11 protein-coding genes are annotated in these 13,537 nt (G+C 56.2%); 4 read left to right on the top strand and 7 right to left on the bottom strand.

Going from position 1 to position 13,537, the window contains the following annotated elements:
- Positions 1-145: 145 nt before the first annotated feature.
- Positions 146-676 carry an inorganic diphosphatase gene (ppa, locus tag HALO_RS13065; protein WP_022523655.1) on the bottom strand — a complete coding sequence of 177 codons (531 nt, stop codon included), beginning with the start codon at positions 674-676 and terminating at the stop codon, positions 146-148.
- A gap of 272 nt (positions 677-948) precedes the next feature.
- Here ppa and HALO_RS13060 point away from each other — a divergent pair, with 272 nt between their 5' ends.
- Complete coding sequence (locus HALO_RS13060; protein ID WP_035579011.1) at positions 949-2,664, top strand: bifunctional protein-serine/threonine kinase/phosphatase; 1,716 nt, start codon at positions 949-951, stop codon at positions 2,662-2,664.
- 96 nt (positions 2,665-2,760) lie between these two features.
- Here the strand turns inward: HALO_RS13060 and HALO_RS13055 are convergent, their stop codons facing one another.
- Together HALO_RS13055 and rnt are read right to left on the bottom strand one after the other, a co-directional pair.
- A complete protein-coding gene (locus HALO_RS13055) occupies positions 2,761-4,020 on the bottom strand; it encodes a 6-phosphofructokinase (RefSeq protein ID WP_035579013.1) in 1,260 nt (419 codons plus the stop codon).
- 163 nt (positions 4,021-4,183) lie between these two features.
- Positions 4,184-4,852, bottom strand: a complete 669-nt coding sequence (gene rnt, locus HALO_RS13050) for a ribonuclease T (protein WP_035579015.1) — start codon at positions 4,850-4,852, stop codon at positions 4,184-4,186.
- Between the two features lie 255 nt (positions 4,853-5,107).
- Between rnt and HALO_RS13045 the strand changes: the two genes are divergently transcribed.
- The 3 genes from HALO_RS13045 to HALO_RS13035 all read left to right on the top strand — a co-directional run bounded on the left by HALO_RS13045 (position 5,108) and on the right by HALO_RS13035 (position 7,924).
- A complete protein-coding gene (locus HALO_RS13045) occupies positions 5,108-6,328 on the top strand; it encodes an argininosuccinate synthase (protein WP_035579016.1) in 1,221 nt (406 codons plus the stop codon).
- Between the two features lie 90 nt (positions 6,329-6,418).
- Positions 6,419-6,748 (top strand): HlyU family transcriptional regulator, encoded by a 330-nt coding sequence (locus tag HALO_RS13040; protein WP_035579018.1) that lies wholly within the window; start codon positions 6,419-6,421, stop codon positions 6,746-6,748.
- Between the two features lie 36 nt (positions 6,749-6,784).
- Positions 6,785-7,924, top strand: a complete 1,140-nt coding sequence (locus tag HALO_RS13035; RefSeq protein WP_035579019.1) for a DUF294 nucleotidyltransferase-like domain-containing protein — start codon at positions 6,785-6,787, stop codon at positions 7,922-7,924.
- On the opposite strand, the gene HALO_RS13030 is transcribed toward HALO_RS13035, so the two are convergent.
- The 4 genes from HALO_RS13030 to HALO_RS13015 are packed head-to-tail and all read right to left on the bottom strand — an operon-like array spanning position 7,921 to position 13,329.
- The gene (locus tag HALO_RS13030) at positions 7,921-10,686 is read right to left on the bottom strand and encodes a sensor histidine kinase (protein ID WP_050713506.1); all 2,766 of its coding nucleotides are present in this window, start codon (positions 10,684-10,686) and stop codon (positions 7,921-7,923) included. The two genes, HALO_RS13035 and HALO_RS13030, sit on opposite strands and share 4 nt — an antisense overlap.
- 2 nt (positions 10,687-10,688) lie before the next feature.
- The gene (locus tag HALO_RS13025) at positions 10,689-10,898 is read right to left on the bottom strand and encodes a hypothetical protein (RefSeq protein ID WP_035579022.1); all 210 of its coding nucleotides are present in this window, start codon (positions 10,896-10,898) and stop codon (positions 10,689-10,691) included.
- A complete protein-coding gene (locus tag HALO_RS13020) occupies positions 10,895-12,958 on the bottom strand; it encodes a 3'-5' exonuclease (protein WP_035579024.1) in 2,064 nt (687 codons plus the stop codon). The genes HALO_RS13025 and HALO_RS13020 overlap by 4 nt, the downstream gene beginning before the upstream one ends.
- Positions 12,955-13,329, bottom strand: a complete 375-nt coding sequence (locus HALO_RS13015; protein WP_035579026.1) for a response regulator transcription factor — start codon at positions 13,327-13,329, stop codon at positions 12,955-12,957. Before HALO_RS13015 ends, HALO_RS13020 begins: the two co-directional genes overlap by 4 nt.
- Between the last annotated feature and the right edge of the window lie 208 nt (positions 13,330-13,537).

Raw genomic sequence — 13,537 nt, 5'->3', positions numbered from 1 at the left:
TACCGCAACCTTAAGCCCCTGGCGTATACGCTGCGGTGACGTGACGCGGCCGTTAATAATGCGTTAATCCTACGCATATAAAAAGACCGCCCGAAGGCGGCCTCTTATCCCATTGGCGGCGGGTAGATACACCGCAAGGAGATTGTTACGCTTTTTGATAGGCAGTAACGGACTTTTCAATCGCCTTACGTGCGGCATCTGCGCCTTCCCAGGACTCGACTTTTACCCATTTGCCTTTTTCGAGATCTTTGTAGTTCTCGAAGAAGTGTGCAATTTGCTGGCGCAGTAGCTCAGGCAGGTCAGTTACTTCATGGACATCGTCGTAGAGCGAGCTGAGCTTGGCATGGGGCACGCAGATTAACTTGGCATCTTCACCGGCTTCGTCGGTCATGTTCAGAATGCCGACCGGACGTGCGCGAATAATGCTGCCAGGTTGAACTGGGTGCGGGGTAACCACCAAGGCGTCCAGGGCATCGCCATCATCGGCCAGAGTGTGTGGGATAAAGCCATAGTTGGCGGGGTAGAACATGGGGGTGGCCATAAAGCGGTCAACGAGGAGTGCGCCCATGTCCTTATCAATTTCATATTTAATTGGGTCGTGGTTAGCTGGAATTTCGATCACCACGTAAACGTCGTTGGGGAGATCCTTTCCAGCGGGGATATTATCGAAGTTCATCGTTGATTCCTTGATAGTGCTGTGGCTAAAGTCGTGCAGTGATTAGGCAATCGTTTCAAAGTCGTTTATGGCGAAGAATTATACGAACATGGCTGCCCGATTACCAATGCGACATAGGTTGGCCGCTAGGAGCCCTTCAAATTAGATGAATACGATAGAGACGTTTGGTGGGCATCGTTTCTGCTCTGCTGCGTGTATCATAGGCAGAGTTTATTGACAGTATTGGTTGACAGTGATGTCCCTCGATCGAGTCGGCAGCCTAGGAGGATGACTTGTCGCACGCCCAATTGCTCATCAGTTATGGTCAAGCGTTTGTCGCGCCCGATAGGCGCCTGCACCGCAGTTCAATGTCGGTTCGCTTTCCTGAAGCGCCGCTGCTTCGCGCCAAAGGCGGCTGCGCGGTGATTAGCGACTCCATTTCACGCAATACCATGGCCAAGCAGGCGGGGGATATAAGTGTACGCGGCTTCCTGGCCGACTATTTTTCTACCCCCGACCACTGGGATGTTAAAACGTCGGCCACCCGCGTACTACGCGCGCTCAACAGCTGGTGTTACAGCCAAAGCCAGCATGTTAAAGAGGGCAGTTTTGTCTCCTCTATGTCAGCGATGGTATTTCGTGGTCGCGAAGCCCACCTGTTTCATATGGGCGATACGTTGGTGTTTCGTTTACGCGGCGCGGAGTTTGAGCAATTGAGCCGTGACCATGTAACCGACTTGGGCGGCTATCGCTACCCTTCACGGGCACTGGGTATGGACGGCAGTGTCGATATCGATTACACCCACGTTGCGCTTAAACAGGGCGATTTGTTCCTGTTCACCACCCAGGGCGTGCGCGGCACGCTGTTGCCATCCGACTATGTGCGCCTGATTCGTCAGGACGCCAGTGATCTGGATGCCGCCTGCGAGCGCTTAGCCGATGAGGCCAAGCAGCGCGCCCAGGAGCGCGGCTATGGGGGGGATCAGTTCTGTTTCCAGCTGGTACGTATAGATGAACTACCCGATGAGGTCACCGAGCACCCGGGGCAGCTATACGGCGATCTGCCGATTCCCCCTGAGCTGGCACCGGGTGAGCGTTTAGACGGCCTGGAGATTCTCGCCGTGCTATCGCGAACGGCCCAGTCGCGGGTTTATCGGGTCCGTGATGTGCATAGCGAACGGGAAATGGTGATGAAAGCGCCTAGCCCTGAGCTTTCGCTGCGCAATGCTTATCTTGAGCACTTCCTGCTCCAGCAGTGGGTAGTGGAGCGCGTTAATTCGCCCTTTGTGGTGAAGGTGATGGAGCCATCCCGGCCACGCCGCTACCTGTATTATTTGATGCAACATATTGAAGGCGAGACGCTGCGGCAATGGGCGGAGCGCCATCCTCAGGCGAGCCTGACCCAGCGCCTGGATATCGCCAATCAGCTGGGGAAAGCGGTGCAGGCGCTGCATCATCGGGACATTATTCATCAGCAGATCAATCCCGATAACATCTTGATTGACCCCCACGGCAAGCTAGTGCTCACTGATTTTAGTGCTTGCCATATGCGCGATGGTGAAGGCCACCGTCACTCCGGTGAATTGCTCCGCCAAATTGGCTTTAACGAGCACACCGCCCCTGAATATGCCTTGGGCGACAGCATCGGTCGACGCAGCGATCAGTACTCGCTAGCCTCGACGGCTTACTGGCTGTTAACCGGTGCTTTGCCCTATACGTTGACACCCAATCGTTTGCGCAGTCATACCGACCTTGAAGAGTTGACCTATCGCAGTGCGCGTACCACTAACCCGGAAATCACGCCAGAACTAGACGATGCGCTTCGCCGTGCCTTGGACCCTCAAAGGGCACTGCGGTTTAGGCGCATGTCCGAGTTTTTGCATGCGTTGAGGGTGCCGCTTGGGCGGTTGCCCCATCGGGAAGAGAACCGCCAGGAGCCGCGGCGTTTCTGGCAGGGCGTGGCGGGCATTCTGTTACTGCTGCTAGTGCTTTCCTGGTTGTTGCGCTAAGCCCAAGCAGCGAACTGGACATAAAACGGGGCGATKAATCACTTCATCGCCCCGTTTTTTTATTGCCGCTATTTTTAGCCTTGCTGGGTTAGCTGTTTACAGCGTAAAAATAGGCAGCTTGCGCTCTGCTTTGGCCAGTTTTAGCTTAGCCACTTTAGGCAGGCCGTTTTCAAACGGCGGAAAGTCCTCGCCCTGAATCAGCGGTGAGAGATAGTCACGGCAGGTCTGGGTAATCGCAAAGCCGTTTTCGCTGATAAAGTCCCGGGGCATAAACTTCTCTTGGTTAGCCACCTGGGAGAGCGGGGCGGAGATCACGTCCCACTGGTAGGGCGTCTGGGAGATACGGCGAATAGCGGGCATCATGGCGTTTTTACCCGCCAGCGCCAAGGTGACCGCTTCGCGGCCCACCGCATAGGCTTGTTCAACGTCAGTTTTAGACGCCAGGTGACGCGCCGCACGCTGGAGGTAGTCAGCCACCGCCCAGTGATACTTGTAGCCCAAATCCTGCTTGATCATACCGGCAAGCGTCGGGGCTACGCCGCCAAGCTGACGGTGGCCGAAGGCATCGGTATTACCCGCATCGGCCAGGAAGGTGCCATCTTCATAGCGAGCGCCTTCAGAAACCACAATAACGCAGTAGCCATACTGCTTAACGCTCTCTTCAACCCGCGCCATGGCCGCTTTACGGTTAAACGGAATTTCCGGGAAGATAATCATATGTGGCGGCTCGCCTTCGGCTTCGCCTGCTAAGCCACCCGCGGCGGCGATCCAGCCCGCGTGGCGGCCCATGACTTCAAGTACAAATACCTTGGTGGACGTTGCACACATGGAGGCGATATCCAGCGAGGCTTCCAGGGTCGAGGTGGCAATATACTTTGCCACGCTGCCAAAGCCTGGGCTGTTATCGGTAATCGGCAGGTCGTTGTCCACGGTTTTAGGCACGTGGATAGCGGTCAGCGGATAGCCCAGCTTCTCGGAAAGCTGCGAGACCTTTAAGCAGGTGTCGGCGCTGTCACCGCCACCGTTGTAAAAGAAGTAGCGAATATCGTGGGCCTTGAATACCTCGATCAAGCGCTCGTACTGGGCGCGATGGGTATCAATATCTTTCAGCTTATAGCGGCAGGAGCCGAAAGCGCCGCCCGGTGTATGGCGTAGAGCGGCAATCGCTTCATCGCTCTCCTGGGTAACGTCGATCAGGTCTTCCGTTAAGGCACCGATAATGCCGTTATGACCGGCGTAAACCTTGCCAATCTGATCGGGTGCTTGACGGCAGGCTTCGATAACGCCACAGGCGCTGGCATTGATCACGGCGGTGACGCCACCGGATTGGGCGTAAAAGGCATTATGCTGGGCCATGGAAACGTCTCATCTCCTGAAAACGGTTGGGTAAATCGGCAACAATCTCCCACTGCTAGGTATGCTCTGGTTACAGGCGGCAGTGGGGTTACAAAATGGCGCTACTGCAATGTCGCAAAGTTTAGCGTAAAGCCCTGTTGACTGCATTAGCTGCGGCGGTCTGTTAATCCCCGCCGTCCATCTCCTGTTCACGCTGGGCGAGCTGCCAGCCACCCAGGTCTTTATAGCGATTGACCATGGCGCAAAATAACTCTGCAGTGCGCTCGGTGTCGTAGCGAGCGGAGTGGGCAGCCTTGTTGTCAAACTCAATGCCCGCGGCACGACAGGCACGGGCAAGCACCGTTTGGCCATAGACCAGACCTGCAAGTGTGGCGGTGTCAAAGCTTGAGAACGGGTGAAAAGGATTGCGCTTAATGCCGCAGCGATTGACTGCTGCGTTCAAGAAACCCTGATCGAACGCCGCATTATGGCCGACTAAAATAGCTCGGGTGCAGTCGTGGGCCTTGATCGATTTTCGGATCGGGCGGAAAATTTCTCCCAGCGCTTCCGATTCACTCAGTGCTACCTGACGGCGCAGGGGGTCGTCCAGGTTAATACCGGTAAAATCGAGCGCGGACTGCTCCACGTTCGCCCCTTCAAAGGGCTGAATGTGGTAAGCATAGGTAGCATCAGGAAGCAGGTTGCCCTCCGGATCCATGGTCAGCGTGACGGCGGCTATCTCAAGTACGGCGTCGCCTTGGGCATTAAATCCCCCGGTTTCTAAATCAACGACCACGGGCAGGTAACTGCGAAAACGTTGGGCCATTAATTCGCGGGCAATTGCCTCGCTCATGCAGCTCTCCTCAGTGTAAAGCGAGTAATCAGTCAACATCAGCGGCAAACCACCGCTTTGAGTGGTGTGATTCTAGCAGCTTTAGCCCCCAGGCGTCGTTGACGGTATTCGCTGGGCATTGAGAACGCTATACTCAAGGTCTGTTTCAAAGGGCTATCTCAAAGGTCTAGCCCCGAGAGCGATCGCATTAGCCGAGCGCTAATGGCAGATGTGGTTTTTACTCATGAATTTCTTATCGTCAACGAGGAGCAAAGAATGTCCGATGTCAAAAAGGTTGTGCTGGCGTATTCAGGCGGCCTGGACACATCCGTAATCGTTAAGTGGTTGCAAGAGACCTACAACTGCGAGGTAGTGACTTTTACTGCCGACATCGGTCAGGGCGAAGAAGTCGAACCGGCGCGAACAAAAGCGCAAGCGCTTGGCGTAAAAGAGATTTATATTGAAGATCTGCGCGAAGAGTTCGTGCGTGACTACGTCTACCCGATGTTCCGCGCCAACACTATTTATGAAGGCGAATACCTGCTGGGCACCTCTATCGCTCGGCCGCTAATTGCCAAGCGCTTGATCGAAATTGCCAATGAAACCGGTGCCGACGCTATTTCCCATGGTGCGACGGGTAAAGGCAACGACCAGGTACGCTTTGAGCTCGGTGGCTATGCTCTGAAGCCCGGCGTCAAAGTGATCGCCCCTTGGCGTGAATGGGACCTAACCTCCCGCGAAAAGCTGATGGCTTACTGCGAAGAGCACAAAATCCCCGTCGATTTTGCCAATAAAAAGAAAAAGTCGCCCTACTCAATGGATGCCAACCTGCTGCATATCTCCTACGAGGGTGGCATCTTGGAAGATCCGTGGGCCGAAGCGGAAGACGATATGTGGCGCTGGAGCGTTTCTCCTGAAGCCGCACCTGATACCCCGACTTACGTTGAGCTGACGTATGAAAAGGGCGATATCGTGGCCATCGACGGCGAGCCGTTGAAAGCGCATGAAGTGCTCGAAAAACTCAACAAACTAGGTGGCGACAACGGTATCGGCCGGCTGGATATTGTTGAAAACCGCTACGTGGGTATGAAATCCCGCGGCTGTTACGAAACTCCAGGGGGCACCATTATGTTGCGTGCCCACCGCGCGATTGAGTCGCTAACCCTAGACCGCGAAGAAGCCCACCTGAAAGATCAACTGATGCCTAAATACGCGGAAGTGATCTACAACGGTTATTGGTGGAGCCCCGAGCGCCGCATGCTGCAGGTGGCGATTGACGAGACCCAAAAGAATGTATCGGGCGTCGTGCGTATGAAACTCTATAAAGGCAACGCTATCGTGGTGGGGCGTAAATCTGATGAGTCGCTATTTGATGAATCAATCGCTACCTTCGAAGATGATGCGGGCGCTTACGACCAGAAAGATGCGGAAGGCTTTATCAAGCTGAACGCGCTGCGGTTACGCATTGCCGCAGGTAAAGGGCGTAAACAGAGCTAATAAAAAGAGCACTGCAAACCTTGCTAGAGCGGCAGGCAATTACTGCCGCTCTACAAGAAAAGGAGCCAATGTGTTTAAAAAGGAGCCATTATGCTAAAAAAAATACTTTCCGGTCTCTTTGGTAGTGATCGTCAGGCTGAGCCAGGCGCTACCACCAAAGCTGCTGAACCGGTGGAATACAAGGGCTACGAAATTGTCTCTCAGCCAGATGATCAGAGCGGTCAGTACCGCGTCAGCGGCTGGATTCGTAAGGCGGATGCCAGCGGTGAAACCCTGGAACACCGCTTTGAGCGTTCCGATATGCTGCCAGGGCGAGATGCCTGCGATACCATGATGGTCACCAAAGCGCAGCGCTATATCGATGAAGTCGGCGAAGCGATGTTTGAGCCCGACCCTCGCCGGGCAGGCGATAGCGAGTAGTTATGCCGCCAAACACATTGAGTAAAGGAGAGGCGTATGCGTGTAGTACACCAAGCCTCGCCCTGGCGCTCTCTATTCCATGAGAATGGAACGCTTAATACCTCGGCGCTCAACGCGCCGTTAGACCATCTGTTCTCTAAACTCTTCGCAAAGCTCTCCTCGCCGAACACCTCATTAGCGGACGCCTACGCTTGGCAACTGTCGCTGGTGGAAACATTGGTGCATTACGACCTGCCCGCCTGGCGTATTAGCCAGATTATCAGTGACCACAATGCTTCACTGTATCGCCAAGCTGTTGCGCTATCCCTGGACGAAATGCAGGCGCAAGGGTGGGGCCCACCGCCAGTCGGCTACTGTGTTCTGATGTTAGGCTCTGCGGCGCGTTTCGAAAGCCTGCTAGGCCCCGACCAGGATAATGCGCTGATTATTGATGACTATCCGGATTACCGCCATGTGGAGATTGACGGCTACTTTCAAGCGCTAGGCGAACGGTTTACTCAACGCCTGGATGAAGCAGGCATTCCACTCTGCCATGGTCATGTCATGGCGCGTTGGCCGATGTGGCGCAAACGGCTTAGCGAATGGCAGGCACAGCTTGAGATATGGAGCGCCGACCGACAGGTAAAGCGCGTACAGCAGACCAATATTTTGCTCGATTTTGCCCCGGTAGCGGGTAACCCAGTGCTTGCCGAGCAATTGGGTAATAGCATTGCTTCAATACTTCCCAAAGCGTCACTGTTTATGAACGAAATGGCGGCGCTACTGGAAGAACTGCCGGTGGCACTGGATCGTTTTGGCCGCCTCGCCTCAAGCCCGGGCCTGGATGCTCCCCACGAGCACGCCATTAACCTTAAACATCAAGGCTTGCTGCCATTGATCAGCGCTGCGCGCTTGCTCTGTCTGCGCTATGGGCTAGCCAACATAGCGACACGCGAACGCTTGATCGCGCTTAGTCATAGGGCAGATGTGCTAACCTCGGCTGAATCAGAGCTGCTGGTGGCCGCTTTTGAGCGTCTGCAGCAGCGTCTATTGGATCAGCAGCGGTATAACAAAGCCCGTGGTCAAACCGCCGATGGCTGGGTTGACCTGCGGCGCCTGCGCGAAGATGAGCGTCTATTGCTGAAGTTTGACCTGCAGCAGGTTCGATCCTTTGTTCAGAGAGTGAAAAACGCCTAGCCTGAGTCGGGGGGAGAAGCGTCATCCGGTGCCGCGGGGAGTTCTAGCGTTAAGCAGGCGCCGCCTAAGGTTTTGGCATCCTCGACCCATAGCCGCCCCCCCAGGTGGGCAATAATGCCCCGACTAATCGGCAACCCTAAGCCGCTGCCTCTTGGCCGACCCCTAGGAATATCGTCGTCCTGCTGAATTTGATGAAATTTTTCAAACACGCGTTCACGCTCGTCTTCGCTAATCCCCGCGCCGTTATCCTCCACGCTTAGCCGGAAATGACGGCGATGGCGATAAAGCGTGAGGCGTACTTTTGGCTGCTCTCGGTCAGCAAACTTGCCCGCGTTATCAAGCAGATTAATAATCACCTGCTCCAAGCGGTCATGATCGCCGACTACCATCGCAGGGTCAGCTGCTAAGCTAACGTCTAGTGCAATGCCGCGCTCTTCATGCAGATGGGCAATGGCATCAATGCTGTGCCGCGTCAGGGCGGCAAGGTCGAGGGGCACGGGATTAAGCGTTAAACGGCCGCTCTCCAGGCGGGCAAGGTCCAGGATCTCCTCAATTAAACGCGACAGCCGCTGGCTCTCGTGAACGATGACACCCAGAAAATGCTGGCGCTTCTCATCAGGTAGTTGCCCGCTATCGCGCAAAATTTCGGCAAAGGCACGTATGGAGGTGAGGGGGGTACGTAGTTCGTGGCTGACCATGGCGACAAACTCATCTTTCAAGCGATCCAGCTCGCGTAGTCGTTCATTGGCGCTACGCAACTCTTCGCCGATTTGCACCAGTTCCTGGGACTTCTGCTCCAAACGGCGGTTGTACTCCAGGGTTTGTGAGGTGGTGTCCAGAATGCTCAGAATCGACTCAATATCCAGTGCCTCGCCGCGTACCACCGAGTTGATGAGTACTCGCGCTGAGGAGCTGCCCAGCGCCCCCGCCAGCGCCTGTTCGGCACGGGTGATCAGCTCGGCAGTGGCGGGCTCATCCGCTGCATAAGCGCTTTTACTTCCGCTATGGCTGAATACACGGCGGGTGGTCTGGGTACCCAAATAGCGAACAAGCAGCTCTTTGAGTGCCCCCTGGGTAGTCTGCCCGCGCCATAGTGATGTCGATAGCGAGGTGATTTGCAGGTTGGGGTGCATCGCCTCTGTGAACAGCGCTGCCTGGGTTTGCTCAAGGGGCGTGGGGCGGGTAAATAGCGATACACCCACCAATAACCCCACGTTGGCCAACATGCTCCAGAGCAACGAATGGGTGTAAATGTCCCAGTTCTCCAGACCGAATAAACCATAGGGCATCAGCCAGGCAATTCCCCAGGGGCCTTCAGTGAGCAGCGAGGCATCTAGCCAGCCGGACTGGGCAAMCCCGGGAAGCAGCAGCGTATAACACCAGATTAAGAAGCCGGCGATTAAGCCAACAGTGGCGCCTTGGCGAGTAGCGCCGCGCCAATACAGGCCAATTAACAGCGCCGGGGCGAACTGGGCCGCTCCGGCAAAGGAGACCAGCCCAATCGTCACTAAACTATAGGAGTCACCAATCAGCGCATGGTAGAGATATCCGAGCAGTAGAATCAGCACGATAGCGATGCGGCGAATACCCAGCAGCCAACCGGCAAGCTCGCCTTTGGTACTTAGGTGCAGCCGCCTTGAGCGCAGTAACAGCGGCATCACCAGCTGGTTGCTCACCATGGTGGAGAGCGCGATGGTCTCGACAATCACCATACCTGTCGCCGCAGACAGGCCACCAATAAACACCAGTAGCGGCAGCCCTTCTAAACCGGCTGAAAGKGGTAGCGTCAGCACAAAGCTGTCCGGGTCACCCGCGCTTACGCCTAGCAGCAGGCCCGCCAAAGCAATGGGGATAACGAATAGGTTAATCAGCAGCATGTAAAGGGGAAATAGCCAGCTCGCTCGAGCCAAGTGCTGCTCGTCGACATTTTCGACCACCAATACCTGGAATTGCCGGGGCAGCGTTAGAAAAGCCAGAAAGGCCAGCACCAGCATACCTACCCAGCCGGTGGCGCCACCAGGAACGCTGTCCAAACGCATGCTATCGACAAGGGCGGGCGTGGCTGCTACCTGGGCAAATAGCGCGGCGGGGCCTTCAAACATCACGAATACGACAAACACGCCAACGGCCATAAAGGCGACTAGTTTGACTATTGATTCCACCGCGATTGCCGCCACCATGCCTTCATGACGCTCACTGGCATCCAGGTGGCGCGTGCCAAATAGAATAATAAACACTGCCAATACCAGGGCGACCCAGAGGGATTTATCCATCCAGAAGTGTTCATCTACCAAGGTGGTGTCGGCCGCGCGAGGATAATTAATCAGCACCGCGTGGCTCACGGTAATGGCTTTTAACTGCAGGGCGATATAGGGGGTGATGCTAATGAGGGCCATCAGTGCCACCAGCGCGCCTAAACTGGTGCTTTTGCCATAGCGGGCGCTGATAAAGTCGGCAATGGAAGTGATTCGCTGCCGCGCGGCGATGCGCACCATCTTGCGGATGACAAAAGGAGCCAGCAGCATCGCAAGCGTCGGCCCCAGGTAGATGAGTAAAAAGCTGGGGCCATACTCGGCTGCGCGGCCAACGCTGCCGTAGAACGTCCAAGCCGTGCAGTAAACAGCGATGGAGAGGGCATAGACCGKTGGCGAGCCAATGATTGAGCGGCCCTGCTCCGCTCGCCGGTCACCCCAGGCGGCGACCACAAACAGCAGCGCCAGGTAGCCAAAGGCGGTGCCGAGGATAACGGCCTCACTACGCACGGTTAGTGGCCCGCTCGCTGTTCCATTAGCCAAGCGGTTAGGCCAATCACCACTGCCCAGGCGATAAATAGATAGAGCGGTAACCAGCCCACGCTAAAAGCCGGCAGGCGGTCTACGACAATAATCAGCGGAGGACAGAATAGCAGCAGGGCGATAGCCACTAGCGCTATCAGGCGCTCATTGCGTCGCGATTTCAGGCCCGATGGTTTCATAACGCACTGGCGTCCTGTCGATCAAAGGCGTTGGCTTGCAGCGCTAACAACTGCTCAAGCGTATCGACGCCGCGGGCTTCTAGCCGTGGCAGCAGGGCTAGCCATAGCTCAGCGGTCACACGGGCATCGCCTAATGCAGTGTGGCGGGTGCCCGGCGGAAAAGCCAGGTCATAGCGCTGGGCCAGGCTATCCAGATCATGCCCATCGAGCGCTTCGTCCAGTGCCCGCGAAATCAACAGGGTGTCGATGATGGGAATATCAAAGGCGACCCCCTTGTGGCTGATGGCGAGCAGATCAAAGGCAGCGTTATGGGCCAGTAATACCGCTTCGCCGACATAATCACGAAAGCGAGTAAGTACAATGTCCAGCGGCGGCGCACCGGCCACATCGGCATCGGTCAGGCCGTGAATTGCCGTGCTAGCGGGGGGGATTGGACGCTGCGGATCAACTTTTTGATCGAAGACCTCGCTGGCCAATAAGCGTGCGTTGACCACGCGGCAAGCGCCAAGACTGATCACCGTGTCACCTCGGCGCAGCTCAAGCCCAGTGGTTTCCGTATCAAAGGCGACAATTTCCAGGCTGCGCAGCGTTCGGCTGGCCAGCGCTTCATCCGGTGGTGGCAGGTCGGCAATGCCAAAGTCATGGAATTCAGGGCGCGGCGGTGCGGTTTCGCGTGGGGCGCCGACGCGTTCCATGGCGGGTAGGGGAAGTCGTAGGCGTGAATAAACGCCATTATCGTCAGCCAGACTCCAGATGTCACTGGCGTGTTGACGTAGCACATCGGCGACGCTGGGCGTCAACGGCAGTGAGTTGAGCGGCTGCTGGCGCCACTCCCCCAGTTCATGCTCGGGGATCGCCTTGCCACGCCAAATAAGGTCGAGGTAGACGCGTTTGTTACCCAGGCATATCTCACCTTCAAAGCCACTGTCAGGCAGATGGGTATTGAGGTGTTTGACCAGCGAGTCAAACAGCGCGATCAACGCAGGTGCGTCGCCTTTAAACCAGGCGGGCATGCCCACCGGGGTGATCAAGCGGTGCTCCGGGTCAAGGCGCTCATCCAGCGCTTGCCAGAAGTCGTTTGACCACATAGGCGTTAAGCGCTCGCCCTGGTGTTGCATATCGTCGAGCAATTGGCCGATTTTCGCCACGTTGTCGCCGAGTGTAGCGCCTTCTTCTTGGATAACCCGCTCAAAACGCTGGCGCAAAGCAGACGTGCTGGCATCGTTTTGATTGCGCAGTTGAATCAATGCATCGGCGGCGCTGGTCAGGCTGGCGGTATGCTGACGCAGCGGTGTCAGCATATCGGCCAATTCCGCCCTAACGCCCATTTCATTCGACCAGGAAGCGGTGGCGTCACTAAAGGTCAGCAGTGTTTCGCCATCGCTACCCGGCACGCGGCGTAAAATCACCTTGAGCCAACGATCATCACAGGGCGCTAGCAGCTCTCTGGGAGAACCGTCGTTGGGCAGTTGGCTGAGCACTTGCTGTAAGCTCGCGACCGGCAGCAGCGCCTCCAAGCGTTTGCCCAGCCCTAGCCCGGTGTTACCCTCAAAAAAGTCCTCGGCCGCCTGATTGAACAGCATGAGACGGCGGTGGTGATCGCACAGTAGCAGCGGTGTTTCGAGTACTTGCAGCAGCGTTTCCAGCTCTTGGCGAATGCGTGCCGCGCTGCGGGCGCCGTCTGCATGGGCGGTGGCTAAACGGCTACGATCCGAACGCCAGCTTTCGCGCACCCGGCGTAGGTCGGGTCCCAGCCCTTTGAGCCAGCCTTCGGGTGGATGTTCGTCCCGGGCATCGGGGTTGGCGACTAAGCGCGCCAGCTGCACCTGTAAATGGCGCAGCGGGGTAAACAGCATGCGTTCAAGCAGCAAGCCGACTAAAAAAATCGTTGCGCCACCGGAGAAACTGCCTAGCCAAAGGGCAATGCGCGTTACCCCAGTAGGGGCGAGCTGGGCATCCAGCCAAGCGGCAAAAATGGCCCCACCCAGCAGGCTGATGCCGCTAAGCAGTAGCCACAGACCCATCAGGCGCTGACGTTTGGGTAGCCCGCCCCGGGTCATGGCTGCTCCTCAGTCAGTAGCGCTTTGACTTTTTCCACCAGCGACTGGGTTGAGAAGGGTTTGGTGATGTAATCATCGGCGCCCAGCGCCATGCCTTTCTCCCGCTCAACATCACGCCCGTGAGCGGTCAGCATGATAATCGGCAGTTGGGCAGTGGCCTCTTTGCCACGCAGCTGTTCTAACACGTCAAAACCGCTAATTCCCGGCAGGCTAATATCGAGGAGCAGTAGATCGGGCTGGCTATCATTCACTCTTGCCAGGGCCTGTTCACCGTCTTCGGCAGTGACGACCTCGAACCCCGCTTGCTCCATCAGGAATTCCAGCGATAAAACAATGTTGGGTTCGTCATCGACAACGAGCACTTTAGCCATGGAGCTCTCCTGCTTTTATTTGTTTTAACATTGCATGGAGTCTAGTTAGATCTAACCGGTCAGCCAAGACGACCTTGGCCGAATGCAGGCAAGATAAGGGGCTGTCTCGACAGGGGTATTTCTATAGGGCCATTTCAACAGGGCAATCAGGAGCGCTTTGTTACACTATTGGCCTCTTTGCCATGGCTTGACGAGTGATGGCTGTTCT

The sequence above is a fragment of the Halomonas sp. R57-5 genome, assembly GCF_900070345.1.
GTDB lineage: Bacteria > Pseudomonadota > Gammaproteobacteria > Pseudomonadales > Halomonadaceae > Vreelandella > Vreelandella ventosae_B.
The sequence above is the reverse complement of the archived record's forward strand: the minus strand, read 5'-3'. Positions and strand labels throughout refer to the sequence as shown.